The sequence below is a fragment of the Streptomyces sp. DSM 40750 genome (genome assembly GCF_024612035.1).
Lineage (GTDB): Bacteria > Actinomycetota > Actinomycetes > Streptomycetales > Streptomycetaceae > Streptomyces.
In genome coordinates, this window is the sequence record NZ_CP102513.1 from 2,826,759 (window position 1) to 2,848,454 (window position 21,696).

Below are 21,696 nucleotides of genomic sequence, written 5' to 3' on the forward strand. Positions count from 1 at the left end.
GAGTGATCAGGGGTTTCCTCACGGATGGCGCTCACAGTAGGATTTCGCCATGCCTGTAAAGCCTTCTCAGTATTGGCGAACCGAAACAGAGAAGGAGACTCACGCGGTCTCTGCCGGCACGATGGATCCCGAAAGCGCGTCCTTCCTGGGCGTCTACTCCGAATCCTTCCTGAATGCCGTCGACGCCGCCCTGACGAATTTCGAATCCGATGTGCGAGAACTGGCGCCGACTTCGGATGCACAAGTCCTCGCCGCAGTCGAGCGAGTTGTCCTGGCCTTGAACAGAGTGAATCAGGAGGAGACGGGCGGCAGCATCGACACCGACGAGCGGGAGCAGATCTGCCTGTTCATCGACGAAGCTCTGACGGAGCACGGGATCGATGTCGGCGAGCTGGCGGCCCGGCAACAGGTGAGTCGCTACGCGATCACCGACAGATGGCGTGAGTGGTGAAGCGAAAGCCGCCCTCGCCTCACCCCACGACCCGCCCGTTCAGCACCACCCTCGACGGAGCCCCCAGCACGCCTACGTCCGTGCGGGGGTCCCGTTCGTACACCACCAGGTCCGCGGCCGCGCCCTCGTCCAGGCCGGGGCGGCCGAGCCACTTCCGGGCGCCCCAGGTGGTCGCCGACAGGGCCTCCACGGGCGGGATGCCGGCGGTGACCAGTTCCGCGACCTCGGCGGCGACCAGGCCGTGGGCCAGGGAGCCGCCGGCGTCGGTGCCGACGTAGACGGGGATTCCGGCGTCGTAGGCGTTGCGGACGGTGTCGTAGCGGCCTTCGTGGAGGCGGCGCATGTGCGCGGACCAGCGGGGGAACTTGGCCTCGCCGCCGGCCGCCATGGACGGGAAGGTGGCGATGTTGACGAGCGTGGGGACGATGGCGACGCCCCGCGAGGCGAACAGCGGGATGAGGTCCTCCGTCAGGCCCGTCGCGTGCTCGACGCAGTCGATACCCGCCTCGACGAGGTCACGGAGGGACGACTCGGCGAAGCAGTGGGCCGTCACGCGGGCGCCCAGGAGGTGCGCCTCCGTGATCGCCGCTTCCACAGCCTCCCGGGGCCAGCAGGCAGTCAGGTCGCCGACGCCGCGGTCGATCCAGTCCCCCACCAGCTTCACCCAGCCGTCACCGCGGCGGGCCTCCTGGGCGACGTACGCGACCAACTCCTCCGGCTCGATCTCATGGGCGAAGTTCCGGATGTAGCGGCGGGTGCGGGCGATGTGCCGGCCGGCGCGGATGATCTTCGGGAGGTCGTCGCGGTCGTCGATCCAGCGGGTGTCGGAGGGGGAGCCCGCGTCGCGGATCAGGAGCGTGCCCGCGTCGCGGTCCGTCAGCGCCTGCTTCTCCGCCTCGTCGGCGTCGACCGGGCCGTGCGCGCCCAGGCCGACGTGGCAGTGGGCGTCGACGAGGCCGGGCAGGGCCCAGCCCTCCACCGTGCGGACGTCGCGGGCGGTGGAGGGGCGGTCGTAGGAGATACGGCCGTCCACGACCCACAGCTCGTCCCGGACGTCCTCGGGTCCGACCAGGACCCGGCCCTTCACGTGCAGCACCGGCTCATCGCTCATGTACCGCACCCTAGCCACCCGGCTGGTCGGCCTTACCCACCTGGTCCGACGTCTCCTCCTCCACCTCCGCCATCGCCGGGTCGAGGAGGCGGGAGAGGAAGTGGCGGGTGCGGTCGTGCCGGGGGCTGCCGATGACCTGGGCAGGAGGGCCGTCCTCGACGATCACGCCGCCGTCCATGAAGACGACGCGGTCGGCGACCTCGCGGGCGAAGGTCATCTCGTGGGTCACCACCATCATGGTCATGCCTTCGTTCGCCAGCATGCGCATGACCGCGAGGACGTCGCCCACCAGTTCCGGGTCCAGGGCCGACGTCGGCTCGTCGAAGAGCATGACCTCGGGCCCCATCGACAGCGAGCGGGCGATCGCCACGCGCTGCTGCTGGCCGCCGGAGAGGGAGGCGGGGTAGGCGTCCGCCTTCTCCGACAGGCCCACGCGTTCCAGGTTCTCGGCGGCGACCTCGGCCGCCCGCGCCTTGTTCCGCCGCAGGACCCGGCGCTGCGGCAGTGTGAGGTTCTCGGTCACCGTGAGGTGCGGGAAGAGGTTGAACTGCTGGAAGACCATGCCGATCCGGCGGCGTACGGCGTCGATGTCGACGTCGGGGTCCGTCAGCTCGGTGCCGCCCACGAAGACCTGGCCCTTCGTCGGCTCCTCCAGGAGGTTCACACAGCGCAGGAGGGTCGACTTGCCGGAGCCCGACGGGCCGATGACGCACACCACCTCGCCCTGCCGGATCTCCAGGTCGATGCCCTTCAGCACCTCGTTGTCGCCGAACGACTTGTACAGTCCGCGTACGTCGATCTCGGTGCGCGCCGAAGGAAGCTTCTCGCTCATTTCACGGCCTCCTGGGCCTTCGCCTCCATGCGCCGCACGACGAAGCCGAGCGGGATGGTCACCAGCAGATAGCACAGGCCGGCGACCAGGATCGGCGTGGAGTTGAAGGTGGTGCTGGCCAGGTCGCGGCCGTACTTGGACAGTTCGCGCTCCTCCAGCGTGACGCCGAGGAACAGGACGAGTGAGGAGTCCTTGAAGAGCAGGACCAGCTCGTTGGTGAGCGGCGGGAGGATGATCCGGAACGCCTGCGGGATGACGATCGAGATCATCGCGCGCGCGGGTGAGAAGCCCAGGGAACGGGCCGCTTCCATCTGCCCCTTGGGGACGGCCTGGATGCCCGCGCGGATCGTCTCCGCCATGTACGCCGCCGCCACCAGGCCCAGCGCGAGGGCCACCTTGCCGTACGTACCGCCGGGGATCTCCGTGCCGGGGAAGGCGAGCGGCACGGCGACACCGACGAAGATGAAGATCAGCAGGGCGGGCAGGCCCCGGAAGATCTCGATGTACACACCGGCGAACCAGCGGTACGGACCCACCGACGACAGCCGCATCAGCGCGATGACCATGCCGAGGACGAGTCCGAACGCGAAGCCGGACAGCGTGTACAGCACGGTGTTCTTCAGCGCCAGCGTGATGACGTCGGGGAACATCCGCTCGGCGATGTCCCACTGGGCGAACTGGTTCTGGAGCCGGTCCCAGTCGGCGGACACGGCGAAGGCGATGACGGCGGCGACGAACACCGCGTACTGCGCGCCCCGGGAGAGGGCGCGCTTCTGGGTCCGGCTCAGGCCCTTCCTCTTCGGCTGGAGCGGTGTGTCCGTGTCGGTCACGCTCATGACGCGGACGGGGAGGCGGTGGCGGCGCTCTCGTCGTACGGGCCGATCCACTGCTCGTACAGCTTCTTGTACGTGCCGTCGGACTTGGCGTCGGCGAGCGCCTTGTTGACGGCGGCGAGGAGCTTGGTGTTGCCCTTCTTGACCGTGAAGCCGTACTCCTCACCGGTGTTGACCTGCTCGGCGACCTCGAAGGCGTCGGCGAGCACCGCGTCCTTCAGCCAGCCCTGGACGACCGGGTAGTCGATGACGACGGCGTCGACCTGGCCGGCGCGCAGGCCGTTGAGCACGGCGTCGGAGGACTCGAAGGAGACCGGGTCGAGGCCCTGGCTCTTGGCGTAGTCCTCGCCGGTGGTCTGCGCCTGGGTGCCGACCTTGAAGTCCCCGTCGCCCTTGAGGTCCGCGAAGGAGCCGATGTCGGCCTTCTTGGCGGCGAGGACGGCCTGGGTGGCCTCGAAGTACGGGTCGGAGAAGTCGACGTTCTTCTTGCGCTCGTCGGTGATCGTCATACCTGCCGCGGCGAGGTCGCACTCGCCGGAGTTCAGGAAGGCACCCGTCTTGAAGTTCTCGAACGGCGTGTCCAGGATCTCCTGCTTCACGCCCAGGTCCTGGGCGACGAGGTCGATCAGCGACACGTCGAGGCCCTGCACCTTGCCGTCGATCTCCGACTGGAAAGGCGGGTACGGGAGGTGGGTGCAGGTCGTGAGCTGGCCGGCCTTCACCAGCTCCACCCCGCCGGCCGCGGTCTTGGTGCCTCCGCTGGCGCCGTCGCCGTCCGAGGAACAGCCGGCCACGAGCAGCAGCCCGGCCGTCGCGGTGGTGGCGGCCAGGATGCGGGTCCGGCGTCCGGGGACCGAGTTCACGGGGAGACCTCCTGTGGGGGAACTACAGAGAACACAGACATCCGATTATAAGGAGATGCTTGACTGTCTCAAACCATTCCGATGGTCACTGGGCCGCTTGGCCTCAGAAGTCATCGGTGGGGGCGGGCGGGGAGTGCGAGGGTCGTCGGCCGAGCGGGGTGCCCGGGTGTGCCGATCGGGCGCGACTCACGTCGATCCGCCTCGGCCTACCCTCGACACCATCTACCCCGTGAGCGAGGAGAGCACCCCGTGACGCACCCGTTTCTGGATCTGGCCCCGTTGAGCGCGGCGCACTTCGCGTCGATCGAGGACCGGGTGGGCCGGCTGCTCTCCACGGAGCAGGACGTCGTGATCACGCAGGGTGAGGCGCTGCTCCCTCTGGAGGGGGCGATACGCGGGGCCGCCGGGCCCGGTACGACCGCGCTGAACGTGATCACCGGCCCGTACGGGCAGACCTTCGGGAACTGGCTGCGGGACTGCGGCGCGACCGTGATCGACCTGGCCGTCCCCTTCCACACGGCGGTCACGGCAGCGCAGATCCGGGACACCTTCGCCGAGCACCCGGCGATCGACTTCGTGTCGCTGGTCCACGCGGAGGCGGCGACCGGCAACACCAACCCCGTGGCGGAGATCGGCGAGGTCGTCCGCGAGCACGGGGCGCTCTTCTACCTGGACGCGGTCGCCTCCGTCGGCGCCGAGCCGGTGCTGCCCGACGCGTGGGGTGTCGACCTGTGCGTCATCGGGGCACAGAAGGCGATGGGCGGGCCGGCCGGGGTGTCGGCGATCTCCGTGAGCGAGCGGGCGTGGGCGCGGATGGCGGCCAACCCGCGGGCGCCCCGGCGGTCGTACCTCTCGCTCCTTGACTGGAAGGAGCGCTGGATCGACGGCGGCCGCCGCGCCCTTCTCCACGCGCCCGCCCAGTTGGAGATGCTCGCGCTGGAGGCCTGCCTGGAGCGCATCGAGGCGGAGGGTCTGGAGGCGGTCATGTCCCGCCACGCGCGGGTCGCCGCGGCGACCCGCGCGGGCGTGCTCGCCCTGGGCGGGGGCCTGGAGCCGTACGTCCACGAGGCGGCCGACGCGGCGCCGGTCGCCACGACCCTGCGGGTGCCCGCCGGGGTCGACGCGTCGGAGCTGGTCGCCAAGGCGCTCGCCGCGGACCCCGCCCTGCCGCTGGCCGCGGGCGGCGGCGCCCTCGCCGCGGAGATGGTCCGCGTGAACCACTACGGTCCCGACGCGACCCCGGGGGTCGTGCACTCCAGCCTCGCGGGACTGGGGGCGGCGCTGGCGGAGTTCGGAGTGGGGGTCGACCTGGAGGGGGCCCGCCGGGCGGCGGCGGAGGCCTGGGCGTAGCAGCGGCGCGTCACCGAGGGAATTGCGGGCCGCTTTTCCGGCGGAAGAAATTCAGTGGAATTCCGAGGGCAGGAGCCCGTATTCTTCTGCCCGCTCTCCCCTCCCTTAAACGCAAAGATTTCGCGAACGCCGCGGGGCTGAATTCGAGCAGATCTCGTGAGGGTTACGTACGTGTGACCGACTCCACATCGCGCCCCTTTTGTTCGGTAATTTACGGGCAAATAGCAACAGAACGGCCACGTCGCCATGGGCCACTCACGCCCGCGTGATAACACGTGGACGGCGCAGACGTAACCCCGTTCGGCGATGCAATTCGAAATTCCCCTCGGTAAATTCAAGCCCCATGACTGCCACACCAGCAGAACCACTGACGGAAATCGTGGAAGGGATTCGGATCGATCGCCCGGACGTGGCGGACGGCGCGGCGCTGTGGCGTATCGCCGGGGACTCCGGAGCCCTGGACCTGAACTCCTCGTACAGCTATCTGCTGTGGTGCCGGGACTTCGCGGACACCTCGGCGGTGGCGCGGAACGAGACCGGGATGCCGGTCGGGTTCGTGACCGGGTACGTGCGGCCGGAGCGGCCGGACACCCTGCTCGTGTGGCAGGTGGCCGTCGACGAGGCACACCGGGGGCTCGGGCTCGCGGCCGCGCTGCTGGACGGGCTCACCGCGCGGGTCGCGCGACGGCATCCCCTGACCACCGTCGAGACCACCATCACGCCGGGCAACGTCGCGTCCGAGCGCCTGTTCGCCGCGTACGCCGAACGTCATGGCGCGAGCGTCGAACGCACGGTCCTGTTCGAGGCGGGTGACTTCCCGGACGGCCCGCACCAGCCCGAGGTGCTGCACCGCATCGGCCCGCTGTCCCCCTGAGCCCCCCTCGCCCCACACACTCCCCCTCCCCTCCCTCCCCCCACGTATCGAGGAGCGATTCGACGTGACCATCACCCAGCCCGATCTGAGCGTCTTCGAGACCCTGGAGTCCGAGGTGCGCAGCTACTGCCGCGGCTGGCCCACCGTCTTCGACCGCGCGCAGGGCAGCCGGATGTTCGACGAGGACGGCCACACGTACCTGGACTTCTTCGCGGGCGCCGGTTCACTCAACTACGGCCACAACAACCCCGTGCTCAAACGCGCTCTGATCGACTATCTGGAGCGGGACGGCGTCACCCACGGGCTCGACATGTCGACAACGGCGAAGCGGGCGTTCCTGGAGTCCTTCCAGAACCTGGTGCTGCGCCCGCGCGACCTTCCGTACAAGGTCATGTTCCCGGGGCCGACCGGCACCAACGCGGTGGAGTCGGCGCTGAAACTGGCCAGGAAGGTGAAGGGGCGCGAGGCCATCGTGTCGTTCACCAACGCCTTCCACGGCATGTCGCTCGGCTCGCTCGCCGTCACCGGCAACGCCTTCAAGCGGGCCGGCGCCGGGATCCCGCTGGTGCACGGCACGCCCATGCCGTTCGACAACTACTTCGACGGCACGGTCGAGGACTTCCTGTGGTTCGAGCGGCTCCTGGAGGACCAGGGCTCCGGGCTGAACAAGCCCGCCGCGGTGATCGTGGAGACCGTGCAGGGCGAGGGCGGCATCAACGTCGCCCGCCCGGAGTGGCTGCGCGCGCTCGCCGAGCTGTGCGAGCGGCAGGACATGCTGCTCATCGTCGACGACATCCAGATGGGCTGCGGCCGGACCGGTGCCTTCTTCTCGTTCGAGGAGGCGGGCATCACGCCCGACATCGTCACCGTCTCCAAGTCCATCAGCGGCTACGGCCTGCCGATGTCGCTGTGCCTGTTCAGGCCGGAGCTGGACATCTGGGAGCCGGGCGAGCACAACGGCACGTTCCGCGGCAACAACCCGGCGTTCGTGACGGCCACGGCCGCCCTGGAGACGTACTGGGCGGACGGCTCCGTCATGGAGAAGCAGACCCGCAAGCGCGGTGAGCAGGTCGAGCAGGCGCTGATCTCGATCACCGAGGAGAACCTCGCCGAGGTGAAGGAGTACCGCGGGCGCGGCCTGGTGTGGGGCATCGAGTTCCACGAGAAGGCGCGCGCGGGGCGGGTGGCCCAGCGGGCCTTCGAACTCGGGCTGCTGATCGAGACGTCCGGCCCGGAGAGCGAGGTCGTCAAGCTGCTGCCCGCCCTCACCATCACCCCGGAGGAGCTGGACGAGGGTCTGCGCGTCCTCGCCCGGGCCGTGCGGGAGACCGTCTGAGGCTCCCGCAGATCACCTGAAACACCTATCGAGGAGGCATCGCAACACCGTGATCGTCCGTTCGTTCAAGGACATCGAAGGCACCGACCGGCACGTCAAGGCCGCGTCCGGCACCTGGGAGAGCAAACGCATCGTCCTCGCCAGGGAGCGGGTCGGCTTCTCCCTCCACGAGACGGTCCTGTACGCCGGCACGGAGACGTCGATGTGGTACGCGAACCACGTCGAGGCCGTCGTGTGCGTCGAGGGCGAGGCCGAGCTCACCGACCAGGAGACCGGGCGGAGTTACACGATCACGCCCGGAACCATGTACCTCCTCGACGGGCACGAGCGGCACACGCTGCGCGTCAAGGAGGACTTCCGCTGCCTCTGCGTCTTCAACCCGCCCGTCACCGGGCGGGAGGACCACGACGAGAACGGCGTCTATCCCCTGCTCACCGAGCCCGAGGAGGTGTGACATCACCATGACCACGACCACCACCATGAACGCTGCCACCACCGTTCCCGACCTCTACCCGAGCCGCGCGGCCACCGAGGTGTCGGTCCCGCGCCAGGACCCGGTCGTCTGGGGCTCCCCCGGCACGCCCGGCCCGGTCTCCCTCGCCGATCTCCAGGCGTACGAGCGTGACGGCTTCCTCGCCGTCGAGGAGCTCATCGCCCCGGACGAGGTCGCCGTCTACCGGGCGGAGCTGGAGCGGCTCGTCGCCGATCCGGCGATCCGCGCCGACGAGCGCTCGATCGTCGAGCCGAAGTCGCAGGAGATCCGGTCGGTCTTCGAGGTGCACCGGATCAGCGAGCTGTTCGCTCGGCTGGTGCGCGACGAGCGGGTCGTCGGGCGGGCCCGGCAGATCCTCGGCTCGGACGTCTACGTCCACCAGTCGCGGATCAATGTGAAGCCCGGTTTCGGCGCGTCCGGCTTCTACTGGCACTCCGACTTCGAGACCTGGCACGCCGAGGACGGGCTGCCGAACATGCGGACGGTGTCCGTCTCGATCGCCCTGACCGAGAACTACGACACCAACGGCGGCCTCATGATCATGCCGGGGTCGCACCGGACGTTCCTCGGCTGTGCGGGAGCCACCCCGAAGGACAACTACAAGCAGTCGCTGCAGATGCAGGACGCCGGCACCCCGTCCGACGAGGCGCTGACGGCCATGGCCTCCGAGTACGGCATCAAGCTGTTCACGGGCAAGGCGGGTTCGGCGACCTGGTTCGACTGCAACTGCATGCACGGCTCCGGCGACAACATCACGCCGTTCCCGCGCAGCAACGTCTTCATCGTCTTCAACAGCGTGGAGAACGCCGCGGTCGAGCCGTTCGCGGCGCCGGTACGGCGGCCGGAGTTCATCGGCGCGCGGGACTTCACGCCGGTGAAGTGACCGGACAGCCACAGAGTGGGCCCGGCACCTCGACGAGGGCCGGGCCCACTCACGTCACGTCCCTCACAGCCATGCCAGCGTCGCCGCCGTCTCCAGTACGTTCCGTGCCGCCCCCTCGTCTCCCGCGACCCTCCTCGGTACCTCCTGCGGGGCATGGCGGCCGCCCACAAGCAAGCAGAAGTCGACGGGGTCCAAGGCCAGTTCAGCGGTGACGGGCTCGGCGTCCGAGCCGAGAACCCAGCTGGTGTCGCTGGTGGGGCCGGTGATCTCGAACAGGACGGGGGGTGCGTCGCGCAGGGCCAGGCCGAGGATGCGGACCGCGAGGCGGACCAGCCGCTCCAGATGCTCGGCGGGCGGTGGCGGTACGGGGAGGCCGAGCGCGCGGCCGATGTCGTCCGTGTGGATCCAGGCCTCGAAGGCGCGGACCACGAAGTGGTCGGCGACCGGCAGTCGAAGGCCCATCACCGTGACGGCGCGGGCGGCGAGTTCGGGGTCGCGGGCCTCGGGCGTGGCCAGCAGCGCGGCGGCCTGCGCGGCCCAGGTGGCGACCGTCTCCCCGGGTGTGCGCCCGTGCTCGTGGGCGATGACGTCGGCGGTGCGCCGGGCCCAGGCGTCCCCGGCGGGGATCCCCTCCGGGAGGTGCGAGGCGGGCAGGCGCGCGTCGACACCGAGGGGTACGGCGAGGTGCTCGTCGGCGGCGACGAGGTGCGCGACGGTGGCGTGCGCGTCCCAGTCGTGGACGACCGGCGTGCCCCAGCGGCCGTCCAGCTCCGGGACCAGCGCCTGGAGTCCGGCCACGGCGGCGGCGTAGGGCGCGGCGTGCGGGGCGACCCCGGGGACGCGGGGGCGGCGGGAACGGAGGGCCGTCGCGAGGACACCGTCCACGCTCCCGTTCACGGAGCCACCCGGTACGGCGGCACCCGGCCCCGGCGTGCCGTCCAGCAGTCGCACGGTGTCCCGGAGCCGCTCGGCCTCCGCCGCGCAGGTCTCGCACCCGGCCAGATGCAGGGGGACCGTCCGGTCGTCGCCGGGTGGGAGGGCGCCGACCGCCCAGGCGGCCAGCAGCTCCCGTACGCCGTCGTGGTCGTTGGTCATCGCGCGCCGCCCTTTCGCCCTGCCTCGTCCACGATACGCAGGACCCGCGCGGTCCGGGCGGTCCCGTACGCCCCCATCACGCGCCCCTCACCGTCGCGGGGTCCGGTGGGTCCGCGAGGGACTCCGCCAGTTTGCGCAGGGCCGTGCGGAGCCGGGTCTTCGCGGTGCCCTCGGGTATGCCGAGTTCGACGGCGGCCTGGCGGTAGGTGCGGCCCGCGAAGTAGGCGAGGTGGACCACCTCCCGCTGGGGGCGCGGGAGTTCGGCGAGGGCGGTGTGCAGCAGGAGGGAGCGCTCACGGTCGACGACCGCCTCGTCCGGGCCGGGTCCGGAGTCGGGGATGGCGTGCAGCGCCGAGTCGTCCGCGCGGGCGTCCTTGCGGTGCCGGGCCTCGCTGCGCACCCAGTCCACGGCCCGCCGGTGGGCGACCATGGACAGCCAGGTGCGCAGCGAGCCCCGGCGCGCGTCGTAGCCGTACGGTCTGCTCCACAGCTGGGCGAAGACCTCCTGCGCCACGTCCTCGGCGGCCGCCGGGCTGCGGGTGACGCGGACGGCCACCCGCCGGACGAGTCCCCCGTACGCCGCGTACACCTCACGCAGCGCGGACTCGTCCCCGTACACCAGCCGCCGATGCAACTCCACATCGATGGACGGCTGTTCGAGCGTCGGCTCCACCGGCACCACCACCTCGTGAAGCCTTCCTAGCGTCCTCGCGCGGTCCGCGCCAGTGGGTCTCGGGAGTCAGCCGGACAGGACGTCCAGGAGCCGGTCGACATCCGTGGGCGTGTTGTACAGGTGGAAGGCGGCCCGCAGATGACCCGCGCGGTCGGAGACCTCGACGCCCGCCCGGCTCAACTCCGCCTGACGATGGCCGAGTCCGGGCACCGACACGATCGCCGAGCCGGGCGCCGGCACCGGCTCGTGGCCCAGTCCGGCGAGGCCCGCGCGGAAGCGGTCGGCCAGCGCGAGATCGTGATCCCGTACGTTCGCCACGCCCAGTTCCTCGATCAGCGCGAGGGAGCGGCGGGCACCCGCGTACGAGAACAGGCTGGGGCTCTCGTCGAACCGGCGGGCGGAGCGGGCGAGTTCCTCGACCGGGCCGTAGCAGCTGTCCCACGGCACCTCCCCCGCGACCCAGCCGGCGAAGAGGGGGGTGAGTCCGCCGAGGTCCTCCGGGACGACGAGGAAGGTCACCCCGCGCGGGCAGACGAGCCACTTGAAGGCGACGGAGACGACATAGTCGTACGCGTCGGCCTCGATCGGCAGCCAGCCGACGGACTGCGACGCGTCGACGTACGTGCGTGCCCCGCGCGCCCGCGCGGCCTCGCGGATCGCGCCCAGCTCGGCGACCCGGCCGTCGGCGGACTGCGCGGCGCTGACCGCCACGAGCGCCGTGCCGGGCCGCACCGACTCGGCGACCCGCTCCAGCGGCACCTGGCGCACCTTGAGGTCGCCGCGTACGTGGAAGGGGCTCACGAGGGACGCGAAGTCGCTCTCGGCGGTCAGCACTTCCGCGCCCTCGGGCAGCGAGGCGGCGATCAGCCCGCTGTAGACGGCGACCGAGGCGCCGGCCGCGACCCGGCGGTCCGGCACCCCGACGATCCGGCCGAAGGCCGCCCGCGCGGCCTCCACATCGGCGAACATGTCCTGCGGCCGCCCGGCCGCCACCGACTCCACGCCGGCCTTCATCGCGTCGACCGCGCGGGCGGGCAGCAGCCCGGTGCTCGCGGTGTTCAGATAGGTGTTCTTCGGGGCGAACTCGGTCCGGACGAGGCTCTCGAAGGTCTCCATGACCCCACTCTGGGGCCGCACGGGTCCCTCGTCCATTGAGATGTTCCGCGCGCTTTCCCCAAGCATTGCTTATAGATAGCGGCTGACCTGGACCGCAGGTCTTTCAGGGGCGCGGGGCTGTATCGATATGCGGCTGCGCCGCGTGGCGCGAGCAACCACGGAGCACGGGCAGAACCGCGAACAACCGCACCACTGCCCTACTGAGGCACGGCACACCCATCCGGCCCACAGGCCTCCGCACCGTCCGCCGCCACCAGCTTCAACGGCGGCCGCTCCCCCCACGCCTGCGCCAGAGCCCGCTCGAAGACCTCCGCGGGCTGCGCCCCGGAGACCCCGTACTTCCGGTCCAGCACGAAGAAGGGCACCCCGTTCGCCCCCAGCTCCGCGGCCTCCCGCTCGTCGGCGCGGACGGCGTCGGCGTACGCGGACGGGTCGGCGAGGACCTTGCGCACGGCGTCCCCGTCGAGTCCCGCCTCGACGGCCAGTTCGACCAGATACGCGTCGGCGTCGGCGTACACGGACCGCTCCTCGGCGAAGTTCGCCCGGTAGAAGGCCTGCAGCAGCTCGCTCTGCCGGCCCTGCTCCTTGGCGAAGTGCAGCAGGCGGTGCATGTCGAAGGTGCTGCCGTGGTCGCGGCCTTCGGCCCGGTAGGCGAGTCCCTCGGCGGCGGCCTGCTCGCGGAGGTTGTGCTCGCCGGCCTGGGCCTGCGCCTCACTCATCCCGTACTTCTTGCTCAGCATGGTGAGAACCGGCTGGATGTCGTCCTTGGTGCGGCCCGGGTCGAGTTCGAAGGAGCGGTGCACCACCTCGACGCCGTCGCGGTGCGGGAAGGCCTCGAGCGCCTTCTCGAAGCGGGCCTTGCCCACGTAGCACCAGGGGCAGGCGATGTCGCTCCAGATCTCGACGCGCATGGTGTCAGCTCTCTCCAGGTCGTACGGGTACGGAGACGCCCTCCGCCTCTACGGTTGGTGAACGTTCAAGCAGCTTGCCCCATTCCCGGCCACGCCCACTTTCCGGTCACGCTCATTCCCCGGTCACGGTGTAGGTGAGCAGACGGTGGTGGTCGCCCGGGGCGGGCGGGTGCTGCGGGTCGGGGGTCCAGCCCAGGCCTTCGTAGAAGGCGCGGGCCCGGTGGTTGTCCATGTGCACGGAGAGGCCGGCCGTGCGTTTGCCGTCGGCCCGCCACTCCTCCACGCAGGCCGCGTGCAGGGCGCGGCCCGTGCCCCGGCGCCACTGCTCGGGGTCGACGTGGAACTGGGCGAGGTACACGGTGTCGGGGGGCGCGCCGTCCGCCGTACGGAAGGAGGCGATGGCGGTGATCCGGCCCTGCTCCACCGCGCACAGCACATGCCCGTCCGGCCGTTCGATGGCCCACCGCCACGAGGCGAGCCAGTCCGTGCCGTCGTCGGGAAGGCCGTCCGGGTAGTACGTCGCGCGGGCACGGGCATGCAGTGCGGTGATGCCCGGGGCCTCGGCGGGGAGCGCGGTCCTGATCACGCGCGCTCCGGTCACTCGGTTCACACGATCCTTGATCATGCAGCTGAGGACGTGGTGGGTGGGTGGTGTGGTTCCGGGGAGATTTGTCGCCCCGCCGCCCCTACCCGTCCCGTCCCGTCCCGTCCCCCCAAGGGCTGCGCCCCTTCGATCCCCAGCCGCGGGTTCGTCGTGGTTGCTCGCGCAGTTCCCCGCGCCCCTGAAGGGGCGCGGTGTTTCAGCTGCCGTTCCTCAGGTCCTCGGGCCAGTTCGGGCGGAACTCGATCTCGTCGTACGTGACCACGCAGCCCTCGCCCATCGGGGACTGGGTCATGAAGCCGACCAGGGCGGCGCCGCTCTCCTTCTCGCCTGCGAGGGTGAAGAGGCGGACGAAGGTCCACTGCTTGCCGTCGCGGGAGGCGTGGAAGGCGAAGGCCCGGCCGGTCCGGCTGACCCGCAGCCAGACCGAACTGCCCTCGACGGTGAAGGAGTTGGCGTCGTCCGAGTGCCCCCGGGTGACCACCGTGCACACCGTCGGCACGTCCGGGGAGTACTCCAGGCAGAGCTTCGCCCAGGCCCGCTCCCCCACATGTGCATACAGAACGCCCGCGTCGAACCCGGCGGCGAAGCCGACGGTGACACGGGCGATCAGCTGGAAGTCCCCCTCCGGCGCGCCCAGCAGCCTGGGCGCGTCCGAAGCGGGATCCAGCCCCTCGTCGGTGGGCGGCACGAACCGGTCCTGCCGCGCACCGGCCCACCCGGTGAGCACCCCGTCCTCATAGGACCAGTGCCCATCGGGACCGTACGTACGGAGCAGGAACGGGAGTTCGGGAATTTCGACGTCCATTGGGGGATTCTTACAGCCCCCGGCCCGCGGCAGCGGGCTTTTGAGGGGCGCGGGGAACTGCGCCATCAGCCACGGACGACCCGCGACCCGCAGCCAACCGCACCCCTTATGGCGCTACCGCTCCAGAACGCCGTTGAACCGACGCGGAAGCCCCAGCGGATTGCCGTCCTTCAGCTCCGCCGGAAGCAGCGCCTCGGGCGCCCCCTGGTAGGCCACCGGCCGCAGCCACCGCTCGATCGCCGTACCGCCCACCGACGTGGAGGTGGAGGTCGTGGCCGGGTAGGGCCCACCGTGGTGCTGGGCCTGAGCCACAGCCACACCCGTCGGCCACCCGTTGACCAGCACGCGCCCGGCCAGCGGCGTCAGCTCCGCGAGGATCTCCGGACCACGCCCCTCCCCGGCGGCCTCCGCACCGGACACGTGCACCGTGGCGGTGAGGTTGCCCGGCAGACGGGACAGCACCGACTTGGCCTCGTCCTCGTCCTCGTAGCGCGCCACGACCGTGAGCGGTCCGAAGCACTCCTCCAGGAGCAGGTCGTGCTCGCCCTCGGCCGCCAGCTTGGCGGCGGGGACGGTCAGGAATCCGGGGCTGACGGTGTGCTCGCCGCCCGCGCCGGCGGTCACCGGCGACTCCACGTCGGGCAGCTCGGCGCGCTCGGCGACACCGGCGAGGAAGTTGTCGCGCATCCGGTGGTCCAGCAGGACCCCGGCGTCGACGTCGCTGACCGCGTCGGTGAGCGACTTGAGCAGTCGGTCACCGGCGTCGCCGGCGGGCGCCAGCACCAGGCCCGGCTTCACACAGAACTGGCCGACGCCGAGGGTCATCGACCCGGCGAGGCCCGCGCCGATCGTCTCGGCACGCTCGGCGGCCGCGGCCTCGGTGATGAGGACGGGGTTCAGCGAGCCCAGCTCGCCGTGGAACGGGATCGGCACGGGCCGGGCGGCCGCCGCGTCGAAGAGGGCGCGGCCGCCGCGTACCGAACCGGTGAAGCCGGCGGCGGTGACGAGCGGGTGCTTGACCAGTTCGACGCCCGCCTCGAAGCCGTGGACGAGGCCGAGGACGCCCTCGGGGATGCCGTGCTCGGCGGCGGCCCGGCGCAGCACGATCGCGACCAGCTCGGACAGGGCCGGGTGATCGGGGTGGGCCTTGACGACGACCGGGCACCCGGCGGCCAGCGCGCTCGCCGTGTCGCCGCCGGGGACGGAGAAGGCGAACGGGAAGTTGGAGGCCGAGTAGACGGCGACGACGCCCAGCGGGACCTTGTAGCGGCGCAGGTCCGGGATCGGCGGGGTCGCGGTGTCGTCGGGGTGGTTGATCACCACATCGAGGAACGCGCCCTCGTCCACGATGTCGGCGAAGGCCCGCAGCTGGTAGCAGGTGCGGGCGAGCTCACCGGTGAGCCGGACCGGGCCGAGCGCGGTCTCGGCGTCGGCGACCTCGACGAGCTGGTCCTTGGCCGCCTGAAGCTGGTCGGCGGCCGTGCGCAGGAAGGCCGAGCGGACGGTACGGTCGGCCAGGGAAGCCCGGGCGGCGTGCGCCGCGCGGACGGCGGCGTCCACCTCCTGGGCTGTGGCCTCCACCGCAACCTGCTCGCGCTGCTTCCCGGTTCGGGGGTCGACACTCCAGACTGGTGCTGCTGCCACCGCGGTCCCTCCACGTATTTCTGGTGTCATTCACCAGGGGTATATCTGGGTCATTCACCAGGGTCGTTCGATATGCTGAACGCTGTCTCTGATGATGAATATGCTGTCTGAGACTATTTCCCGTCGAACGATAGGGGTCAAGGGCGATGTCGGCAGTCGAGACGGGCGGCGGAGCACAGGTCAAGTCGGCGGTAAGGACCGTTGAGCTGCTCGAATACTTCGCCGGACGCCCCGGTATGCACTCCCTGGCAGCGGTCCAGGAGGCCGTCGGTTACCCCAAGTCGAGCCTGTACATGCTACTCCGCACCCTTGTGGAGCTGGGCTGGGTCGAGACGGACGCGACGGGCACGCGGTACGGCATCGGCGTACGGGCCCTGCTCGTCGGTACGTCGTACATCGACGGCGACGAGGTGGTGGCGCTGGCCCGGCCGACGCTGGACCGGCTGTCGGACGACACGACGGAGACGATCCACCTGGCCCGCCTCGACGGCACGAACGTCGTCTATCTGGCCACCCGCCAGTCGCAGCACTATCTGCGCCCCTTCACCCGCGTCGGCCGTCGGCTGCCCGCCCACTCCACCTCGCTCGGCAAGGCGCTGCTGGCCACCTACACCGACGAGCAGGTGCGCAAGCTGCTCCCGGAGACCCTTCCGGCGCTGACGGAGAACACGATCACGGACCGCGAGCAGCTCATCGAGGAGCTGCGCCAGATCCGTGAGCAGGGCTTCTCCGTCGACCGCGAGGAGAACACGCTCGGGCTGCGCTGCTTCGGCGTGGCGATCCCGTACCGCACGCCGGCCCGCGACGCCATCAGCTGCTCGGTCCCGGTGGCCCGGCTGACGCCCGCCCACGAGCAGCTGGTCAAGGACGCCCTCTTCGACGCGCGCGACCGGCTGACGCTGGCGACCCGGAGGCTCTGAACGGGCTCGGTGGCCACCCCGATCCCGTCGCGGTGGCAACCCCCGTTTCATGAGGACCTCATGAGAGAACCGCGCGAAGGGAACGATTGATCGCCTCCCAAGCGTCTGTCCCGGTGGGATGAACAAGACGATCAGGCGCAGCGCCGTCTTCACACTGCTGCTCGTGCTCGCCCTGCTGGTGAGGGCGACATGGGTGCAGTTCTACGAGAGCACGGCGCTCGCGGACGACCAGCAGAACCGGCGCAACGCGATCAGGACGTACGCGGACCCGCTCGGGAACATCATCGTGGCCGGCGACTCGATCACCGGCTCGGCGCGGACCGAGGGCAGCGACCTCGCGTACAAGCGCACGTACACGGACGGCGAGCTGTACGCGGCGGTGACGGGCTACGCCTCGCAGGCCTACGCGCCCACGCAGTTGGAGGGCATCTACCAGGACCTCCTCAACGGCACGGACCTCCGGCTGAAGACCGTGATGGACACGGTCACCGACAAGCGGGCCGACCCGGGCAATGTGATCACCACGATCGACCCGGCCGTGCAGAAGGCGGCGTACGACGCGCTCGGCGACAAGAAGGGCGCGGCCGTCGCGATCGACCCGACGACCGGGAAGATCCTCGCGGTGGTGTCGACCCCGTCGTACGACCCGTCGTCGCTCACCGATGCCAACACCGCCGGTACGGCCTGGAAGAAGCTCAACGCCGACGGGGACAAGCCGCTGACCAACCGGGCGCTGCGCCAGCCGCTGCCGCCGGGGTCGACGTTCAAGCTGGTCGTGGCGGCGGCCGCGCTGGAGGACGGGCTGTACTCGTCGGTGGACGACAGGACCGACAGCCCGGACCCGTACACCCTGCCGGGCACGGTCACGGAGCTGTCGAACGAGAACGCGAGCGCGCCCTGCGAGAACGCCACGATCCGTACGGCGCTGCGGTACTCGTGCAACAACGTCTTCGCGAAGATGGCCGTCGCCCTCGGCCAGGACAAGGTCAAGGCGATGGCCGAGAAGTTCGGCTTCAACGACGCGTCGCAGGACGTGCCGGTGCGGGCGTACGAGAGCGTCTACCCGTCGGACATGGACGAGTCGTCGACCGCCCTGACCGGCATCGGCCAGTACGACGTCACGGCGACGCCGCTCCAGATGGCCATGGTGTCGGCGGCCATAGCCAACGGCGGCAAGCTGGTCTCGCCGCACATGGTCGCGCAGATCACCAACGCCGGTGGTGACGTCCTGGAGGACTACGACGCCGAGGCGGACACCGAGGAGATCGTCAGCTCCGACACCGCCGAGCAGTTGCAGTCGGCGATGCAGACGGTCGTCGAGGACGGCACGGGTACGAACGCGCGGATCAGCGGGGCCACCGTGGGCGGCAAGACCGGTACGGCCCAGCACGGCGAGAAGAACAGCAAGACGCCGTACGCCTGGTTCACGTCGTACGGAAAGGCCGACGGCAAGGAGGTCGCCGTCGCGGTCGTCGTCGAGCAGTCGAACGCGGCCCGCTCCGAGGTCAGCGGCAACGGACTGGCGGCGCCGGTGGCCAAGGCGGTGATGGAGGCGGCGCTGAAGGGCTGAAGCACCGCTGAACACGGACCATCCGAATAAGAAGGGCCGCCCTCTCTCCCCCCGGAGGGCGGCCCTTCGCCGTCAGCACATGGACGGGGTCACTTCACCCCGAACAGCTGCTGGATCGGGTTGATCGCGAAGTACACCAGGAACAGGGCCGCGGTGCCCCACAGCAGCCAGTGGATCTCCTTCGCCTTGCCGAGGACCGTCTTGATGAGGACGAAGGCGAGGAAGCCGGCGCCGATGCCGTTGGTGATGGAGTAGGTGAACGGCATCACGGCGATGGTGAGGAACGCGGGGATGGCGATCTCGTACTTGTCCCAGTCGATGTTCTTGACCTGGGTCATCATCAGGAAGCCGACGGCGACGAGCGCGGGGGCGGCGGCCTGCATGGGGACGATGGTCAGCAGCGGGGTCAGGAAGAGCGCCACCGCGAAGAGGCCACCGGTGATCAGGTTGGAGAAGCCGGTGCGGGCGCCCTCGCCGACGCCGGCCGCGGACTCGATGTAGGAGGTCGCGGAGGACGAGGAGGCGGCACCGCCCGCGACGGCCGCGGCGCCGTCGATGAGGAGGACGCGGCCGACGTTCGGGACCTTGCCCTCCTCGTCGAGCAGGCCCGCCTCGGCGGTGATGCCGACGACCGTGCCCATGGTGTCGAAGAAGTCCGAGAGCAGCAGCGTGAAGATCAGCAGGACGACCGTGATGACGGTGGTCTCGCCGAACGAGCCGAACAGGCTGAAGTCGCCGATCAGTCCGAACTCGGGGGCGGCGACGATGTCGTCGGGAACCTTCGGGGTGGTCAGGCCCCAGCTCTTGATGTCGGCCACCGAGTTGATCACGATCGCAACGACCGTCATCGCCAGGATGCTGATGAGGATCGCGCCCTTCACCTTGCGGGCGAGCAGGCCGATGGTCAGCAGGACACCGAGGCAGAAGACCAGGATGGGCCAGCCGGACAGCGCGCCGGTGGCGCCGAGCTGCACCGGCACGGTGGTGTTCGCGATGTCCGGTATGCGGCTGACGAACCCGGCGTCGACGAAGCCGATGAAGGCGATGAACAGGCCGATGCCGACGCTGATCGCCTGCTTGAGCGCCTGCGGGATGGCGTGCATGACGGCCTCGCGCAGGCCCGTGACCACCAGTACGCAGATCAGCAGGCCTTCGAGGACCACCAGGCCCATCGCGTCGGACCAGCTCATCAGCGGGGCTATCTGGAAGGCGACGACCGCGTTGAGCCCGAGGCCGGCGGCGAGCGCGAGCGGCAGGTTGCCGCCGACGCCCATGATGATCGTCATCAGGGCGGCCACGAGGGCGGTGGCGGTGACGAGTTCGGCGCCGTCGAGGGTGTGGCCGTACTTGTCCTTCGCGCTGCCGAGGATGATGGGATTCAGGACAAGGATGTACGCCATCGTGAAGAACGTGGCGAAGCCGCCGCGTACCTCCCGGGCGAAGGTGGATCCCCGAGCGGTGATCTTGAAGAAGCGATCGACGCTGTTCGCCCCGGGTGGCGCGGCTCCGGGACGGTCGGCCACCTTCTGTGCGTCGGACATGAACGGTGCTCCTAGTGACATGCGTGTACTACGCGCGGATGCTGGCTGGATTGTTCCCCCGTTGAACCCGATTCAGGTTTTCTCCGTGTTACGGAACCGGAGTTCTCCCTGCAAGACGGCGTTCGAAGCCGCGTACGAACACCTTTCACGATCACTGCTACTCTTCCGGATCTCGTCGGGGGTCGACCCCGGATGATCACATGTCATTTACATGACACGCACAGGCAGCCGGCTCGGCTGCCTGTGGGCCGCAGCGAGAAGAGAGGTCCCCGTGGGCACTGTCGTCGACGACGCAGCCTCCGTGGAGTTCCACGCTTTCTTCGAACGGCATTATGCCGAACTGTCCCGCCTGGCCCACCTGTTGACGGGTGAGGCCGACGCCGCCGACGACCTGGCCGCGGACGCGTTGCTCGCGATGTGGCACCGCTGGGACCGGGTCCGCGCGGCGGACCATCCGGTGGCGTACGCCCGCGGTGTCGTCGCCAATCTGGCCCGCACCCGGATCCGCAGCGCGGTCCGCGAGCGCCGTAGGATCACGCTGTTCTGGTCGCAGCGCGAGGAGAAGACCGAGAATCCCGATGTGGCCGGCGTGGTCGACGTCCAGTCGGCCCTGCGCAGGCTGCCGTTCCGCAAGCGGGCCTGTGTGGTCCTGCGGCACGCTTTCGACCTCTCGGAGAAGGACACGGCGCTCGCCCTTGGGGTCTCGGTCGGTACGGTGAAGAGCCAGACGTCCAAGGGGATGGCCGAGTTGCAGAAGCTGCTCGGCACCGAGGAGGCACCGCGGCGTATGCATGCCGGCATCACGGGCGCGGGCGTCACGGGCGCGAGTGTGCCCGGCGCGGCCGCCCCGGGCAGCGGAGGAAGGGACCGATGAGGGACGTGCACGAGGAGCTGCGCGCCCGGCTGCGCGAGTCGGCCGAGGCGCACGAGCCCGACCGCGCCCGCATCCTGGCCCGGATCGAGCGCGGCATGGCCGCCCCCGGGGGGCGCCGCGTCCGCGAGGCGACGCGTCCGCCGCTGTGGGGCTGGGTGCGGGTGGTCACCGCCACCGCCGGTGTCGCGGGTGTGCTCGCGGTCGGCGGTTACGCGGTCGCCTCCGCGGTGAAGGGCGAGGAGAAGCCGCCGGCCGACCAGACCGTCGCGGTCTCCCCGACGCCGGCCGACTCCCCGGCCGCGACGAGCCGGGCGCCGGTCCCCCCCGACCCTCCGAGTCCGAGCACCGGCGGCAAGGCGGAGACCAAACCCGGCTCGCCCCCGTCGAACTCCCCGTCGGCCGAGGTCACGACCGCGCCGGAGCTGCCCACCTCGGGGAACGAGGAGGACGGTCCGCTCTGGTCGGACGGTTCGGTCGACCCGCACAGCAACGACTTCTGGGCGCAGAGCAATGTGACCCTGAAGACGAGTGAGCAACTCACCGAGCTCACCGTCCAGTTGCGGATCGCCCAGACCGGCGGGGTGACCTCGGCCGGCGCCTGGCGCTCACTGCCGGAGCAGGACTTCGACCTCGGGATCGAGGAGGACGACGGCTTCCTGGTCTACACCTGGGTGCTCAAGGACGGCCGTACGGTCCCGAAGGGCGAGTTCGTCTTCGCCGGGCAGTACAACCACGAGCGCGGCGGCCGCGACGCGGGCGACGACCGCTACGCGATGGCGGCGCAGGCCTCCGGCGAAGACCTCGCGGTGGCGGGCGACTTCGAGGGTCAGGACGACGACGACTCCACAGACGAAGGCGATTCGTAAAGAAATCTCGATCAGGCGGCAACCCTTTCCTCACCGGTGGCGACCAAGAGG

At 70.3% G+C, this 21,696-nt stretch carries 22 protein-coding genes; 10 read left to right on the top strand and 12 right to left on the bottom strand.

Annotated elements, in window-relative coordinates:
* The first annotated feature begins 49 nt into the window (after positions 1 to 49).
* A complete protein-coding gene (locus tag JIX55_RS12595; protein WP_257563389.1) occupies positions 50 to 451 on the top strand; it encodes a hypothetical protein in 402 nt (133 codons plus the stop codon).
* Between the two features lie 19 nt (positions 452 to 470).
* Here the strand turns inward: JIX55_RS12595 and JIX55_RS12600 are convergent, their stop codons facing one another.
* The 4 genes from JIX55_RS12600 to JIX55_RS12615 are packed head-to-tail and all read right to left on the bottom strand — an operon-like array spanning position 471 to position 4,090.
* Positions 471 to 1,562, bottom strand: a complete 1,092-nt coding sequence (locus JIX55_RS12600) for an amidohydrolase family protein (protein ID WP_257563390.1) — start codon at positions 1,560 to 1,562, stop codon at positions 471 to 473.
* A 10-nt stretch (positions 1,563 to 1,572) separates the two neighbouring features.
* Entirely contained in the window at positions 1,573 to 2,394 is an 822-nt protein-coding gene (locus JIX55_RS12605; RefSeq protein ID WP_257563391.1) for an amino acid ABC transporter ATP-binding protein, read from the bottom strand.
* Positions 2,391 to 3,230: an amino acid ABC transporter permease gene (locus JIX55_RS12610; protein ID WP_257563392.1), complete on the bottom strand. Its 840-nt coding sequence runs from the start codon at positions 3,228 to 3,230 to the stop codon at positions 2,391 to 2,393. Before JIX55_RS12610 ends, JIX55_RS12605 begins: the two co-directional genes overlap by 4 nt.
* Complete coding sequence (locus JIX55_RS12615; RefSeq protein WP_257563393.1) at positions 3,227 to 4,090, bottom strand: transporter substrate-binding domain-containing protein; 864 nt, start codon at positions 4,088 to 4,090, stop codon at positions 3,227 to 3,229. The genes JIX55_RS12610 and JIX55_RS12615 overlap by 4 nt, the downstream gene beginning before the upstream one ends.
* A gap of 249 nt (positions 4,091 to 4,339) precedes the next feature.
* Between JIX55_RS12615 and JIX55_RS12620 the strand changes: the two genes are divergently transcribed.
* The 5 genes from JIX55_RS12620 (at position 4,340) to thpD (ending at position 9,026) form a co-directional block, all read left to right on the top strand.
* Positions 4,340 to 5,440, top strand: coding sequence for a pyridoxal-phosphate-dependent aminotransferase family protein (locus tag JIX55_RS12620; RefSeq protein ID WP_257563394.1), 1,101 nt, complete (start codon positions 4,340 to 4,342; stop codon positions 5,438 to 5,440).
* Between the two features lie 343 nt (positions 5,441 to 5,783).
* A complete protein-coding gene (gene ectA / locus JIX55_RS12625; protein ID WP_257563395.1) occupies positions 5,784 to 6,314 on the top strand; it encodes a diaminobutyrate acetyltransferase in 531 nt (176 codons plus the stop codon).
* 64 nt (positions 6,315 to 6,378) lie between these two features.
* Positions 6,379 to 7,650: a diaminobutyrate--2-oxoglutarate transaminase gene (gene ectB / locus JIX55_RS12630; RefSeq protein ID WP_257563396.1), complete on the top strand. Its 1,272-nt coding sequence runs from the start codon at positions 6,379 to 6,381 to the stop codon at positions 7,648 to 7,650.
* Positions 7,651 to 7,699: 49 nt separating this feature from the next.
* The gene (locus tag JIX55_RS12635) at positions 7,700 to 8,104 is read left to right on the top strand and encodes an ectoine synthase (RefSeq protein WP_257563397.1); all 405 of its coding nucleotides are present in this window, start codon (positions 7,700 to 7,702) and stop codon (positions 8,102 to 8,104) included.
* Between the two features lie 7 nt (positions 8,105 to 8,111).
* The gene (gene thpD / locus JIX55_RS12640) at positions 8,112 to 9,026 is read left to right on the top strand and encodes an ectoine hydroxylase (RefSeq protein ID WP_257563398.1); all 915 of its coding nucleotides are present in this window, start codon (positions 8,112 to 8,114) and stop codon (positions 9,024 to 9,026) included.
* Positions 9,027 to 9,089: 63 nt separating this feature from the next.
* Here the strand turns inward: thpD and JIX55_RS12645 are convergent, their stop codons facing one another.
* From JIX55_RS12645 to JIX55_RS12675, 7 genes are all read right to left on the bottom strand, one after another.
* Positions 9,090 to 10,121 (bottom strand): maleylpyruvate isomerase family mycothiol-dependent enzyme, encoded by a 1,032-nt coding sequence (locus tag JIX55_RS12645; protein ID WP_257563399.1) that lies wholly within the window; start codon positions 10,119 to 10,121, stop codon positions 9,090 to 9,092.
* Between the two features lie 76 nt (positions 10,122 to 10,197).
* On the bottom strand, positions 10,198 to 10,806 hold the full coding sequence (locus tag JIX55_RS12650) for an RNA polymerase sigma factor (RefSeq protein ID WP_257563400.1): 609 nt from the start codon (positions 10,804 to 10,806) through the stop codon (positions 10,198 to 10,200).
* A gap of 54 nt (positions 10,807 to 10,860) precedes the next feature.
* Positions 10,861 to 11,910 (bottom strand): aminotransferase class V-fold PLP-dependent enzyme, encoded by a 1,050-nt coding sequence (locus JIX55_RS12655; protein ID WP_257563401.1) that lies wholly within the window; start codon positions 11,908 to 11,910, stop codon positions 10,861 to 10,863.
* Between the two features lie 197 nt (positions 11,911 to 12,107).
* Complete coding sequence (locus JIX55_RS12660; RefSeq protein ID WP_257563402.1) at positions 12,108 to 12,821, bottom strand: DsbA family oxidoreductase; 714 nt, start codon at positions 12,819 to 12,821, stop codon at positions 12,108 to 12,110.
* Positions 12,822 to 12,933: 112 nt separating this feature from the next.
* Complete coding sequence (locus JIX55_RS12665) at positions 12,934 to 13,446, bottom strand: GNAT family N-acetyltransferase (protein ID WP_257563403.1); 513 nt, start codon at positions 13,444 to 13,446, stop codon at positions 12,934 to 12,936.
* 175 nt (positions 13,447 to 13,621) lie between these two features.
* Positions 13,622 to 14,230: a DUF1349 domain-containing protein gene (locus JIX55_RS12670; protein ID WP_257563404.1), complete on the bottom strand. Its 609-nt coding sequence runs from the start codon at positions 14,228 to 14,230 to the stop codon at positions 13,622 to 13,624.
* 114 nt (positions 14,231 to 14,344) lie between these two features.
* Positions 14,345 to 15,874 carry an aldehyde dehydrogenase (NADP(+)) gene (locus JIX55_RS12675; RefSeq protein WP_257563405.1) on the bottom strand — a complete coding sequence of 510 codons (1,530 nt, stop codon included), beginning with the start codon at positions 15,872 to 15,874 and terminating at the stop codon, positions 14,345 to 14,347.
* Between the two features lie 146 nt (positions 15,875 to 16,020).
* Between JIX55_RS12675 and JIX55_RS12680 the strand changes: the two genes are divergently transcribed.
* Complete coding sequence (locus JIX55_RS12680; protein WP_257563406.1) at positions 16,021 to 16,794, top strand: IclR family transcriptional regulator; 774 nt, start codon at positions 16,021 to 16,023, stop codon at positions 16,792 to 16,794.
* Between the two features lie 118 nt (positions 16,795 to 16,912).
* Positions 16,913 to 18,364 (top strand): peptidoglycan D,D-transpeptidase FtsI family protein, encoded by a 1,452-nt coding sequence (locus JIX55_RS12685; protein WP_257563407.1) that lies wholly within the window; start codon positions 16,913 to 16,915, stop codon positions 18,362 to 18,364.
* Between the two features lie 89 nt (positions 18,365 to 18,453).
* On the opposite strand, the gene JIX55_RS12690 is transcribed toward JIX55_RS12685, so the two are convergent.
* On the bottom strand, positions 18,454 to 19,905 hold the full coding sequence (locus tag JIX55_RS12690; RefSeq protein WP_257563408.1) for an NCS2 family permease: 1,452 nt from the start codon (positions 19,903 to 19,905) through the stop codon (positions 18,454 to 18,456).
* A gap of 271 nt (positions 19,906 to 20,176) precedes the next feature.
* On the opposite strand from JIX55_RS12690, the gene JIX55_RS12695 reads away from it, so the two are divergent.
* Together JIX55_RS12695 and JIX55_RS12700 are read left to right on the top strand one after the other, a co-directional pair.
* Complete coding sequence (locus JIX55_RS12695; protein WP_257563409.1) at positions 20,177 to 20,779, top strand: SigE family RNA polymerase sigma factor; 603 nt, start codon at positions 20,177 to 20,179, stop codon at positions 20,777 to 20,779.
* The gene (locus JIX55_RS12700; RefSeq protein WP_257563410.1) at positions 20,776 to 21,645 is read left to right on the top strand and encodes a hypothetical protein; all 870 of its coding nucleotides are present in this window, start codon (positions 20,776 to 20,778) and stop codon (positions 21,643 to 21,645) included. The genes JIX55_RS12695 and JIX55_RS12700 overlap by 4 nt, the downstream gene beginning before the upstream one ends.
* Positions 21,646 to 21,696 lie beyond the last annotated feature (51 nt).

Excerpts from the sequence above, each read along its gene's own strand:
- ectA (WP_257563395.1), top strand. The coding sequence starts at position 5,784 with ATGACTGCCACACCAGCAGAACCACTGACGGAAATCGTGGAAGGGATT.
- thpD (WP_257563398.1), top strand. The coding sequence starts at position 8,112 with ATGACCACGACCACCACCATGAACGCTGCCACCACCGTTCCCGACCTC.
- JIX55_RS12690 (WP_257563408.1), bottom strand. The coding sequence starts at position 19,905 with ATGTCCGACGCACAGAAGGTGGCCGACCGTCCCGGAGCCGCGCCACCC.
- JIX55_RS12605 (WP_257563391.1), bottom strand. The coding sequence starts at position 2,394 with ATGAGCGAGAAGCTTCCTTCGGCGCGCACCGAGATCGACGTACGCGGA.
- JIX55_RS12700 (WP_257563410.1), top strand. The coding sequence starts at position 20,776 with ATGAGGGACGTGCACGAGGAGCTGCGCGCCCGGCTGCGCGAGTCGGCC.
- JIX55_RS12660 (WP_257563402.1), bottom strand. The coding sequence starts at position 12,821 with ATGCGCGTCGAGATCTGGAGCGACATCGCCTGCCCCTGGTGCTACGTG.
- JIX55_RS12655 (WP_257563401.1), bottom strand. The coding sequence starts at position 11,910 with ATGGAGACCTTCGAGAGCCTCGTCCGGACCGAGTTCGCCCCGAAGAAC.
- JIX55_RS12685 (WP_257563407.1), top strand. The coding sequence starts at position 16,913 with ATGAACAAGACGATCAGGCGCAGCGCCGTCTTCACACTGCTGCTCGTG.
- JIX55_RS12610 (WP_257563392.1), bottom strand. The coding sequence starts at position 3,230 with ATGAGCGTGACCGACACGGACACACCGCTCCAGCCGAAGAGGAAGGGC.
- JIX55_RS12595 (WP_257563389.1), top strand. The coding sequence starts at position 50 with ATGCCTGTAAAGCCTTCTCAGTATTGGCGAACCGAAACAGAGAAGGAG.
- JIX55_RS12600 (WP_257563390.1), bottom strand. The coding sequence starts at position 1,562 with ATGAGCGATGAGCCGGTGCTGCACGTGAAGGGCCGGGTCCTGGTCGGA.
- JIX55_RS12680 (WP_257563406.1), top strand. The coding sequence starts at position 16,021 with ATGTCGGCAGTCGAGACGGGCGGCGGAGCACAGGTCAAGTCGGCGGTA.
- JIX55_RS12670 (WP_257563404.1), bottom strand. The coding sequence starts at position 14,230 with ATGGACGTCGAAATTCCCGAACTCCCGTTCCTGCTCCGTACGTACGGT.
- JIX55_RS12645 (WP_257563399.1), bottom strand. The coding sequence starts at position 10,121 with ATGACCAACGACCACGACGGCGTACGGGAGCTGCTGGCCGCCTGGGCG.
- JIX55_RS12665 (WP_257563403.1), bottom strand. The coding sequence starts at position 13,446 with ATGATCAAGGATCGTGTGAACCGAGTGACCGGAGCGCGCGTGATCAGG.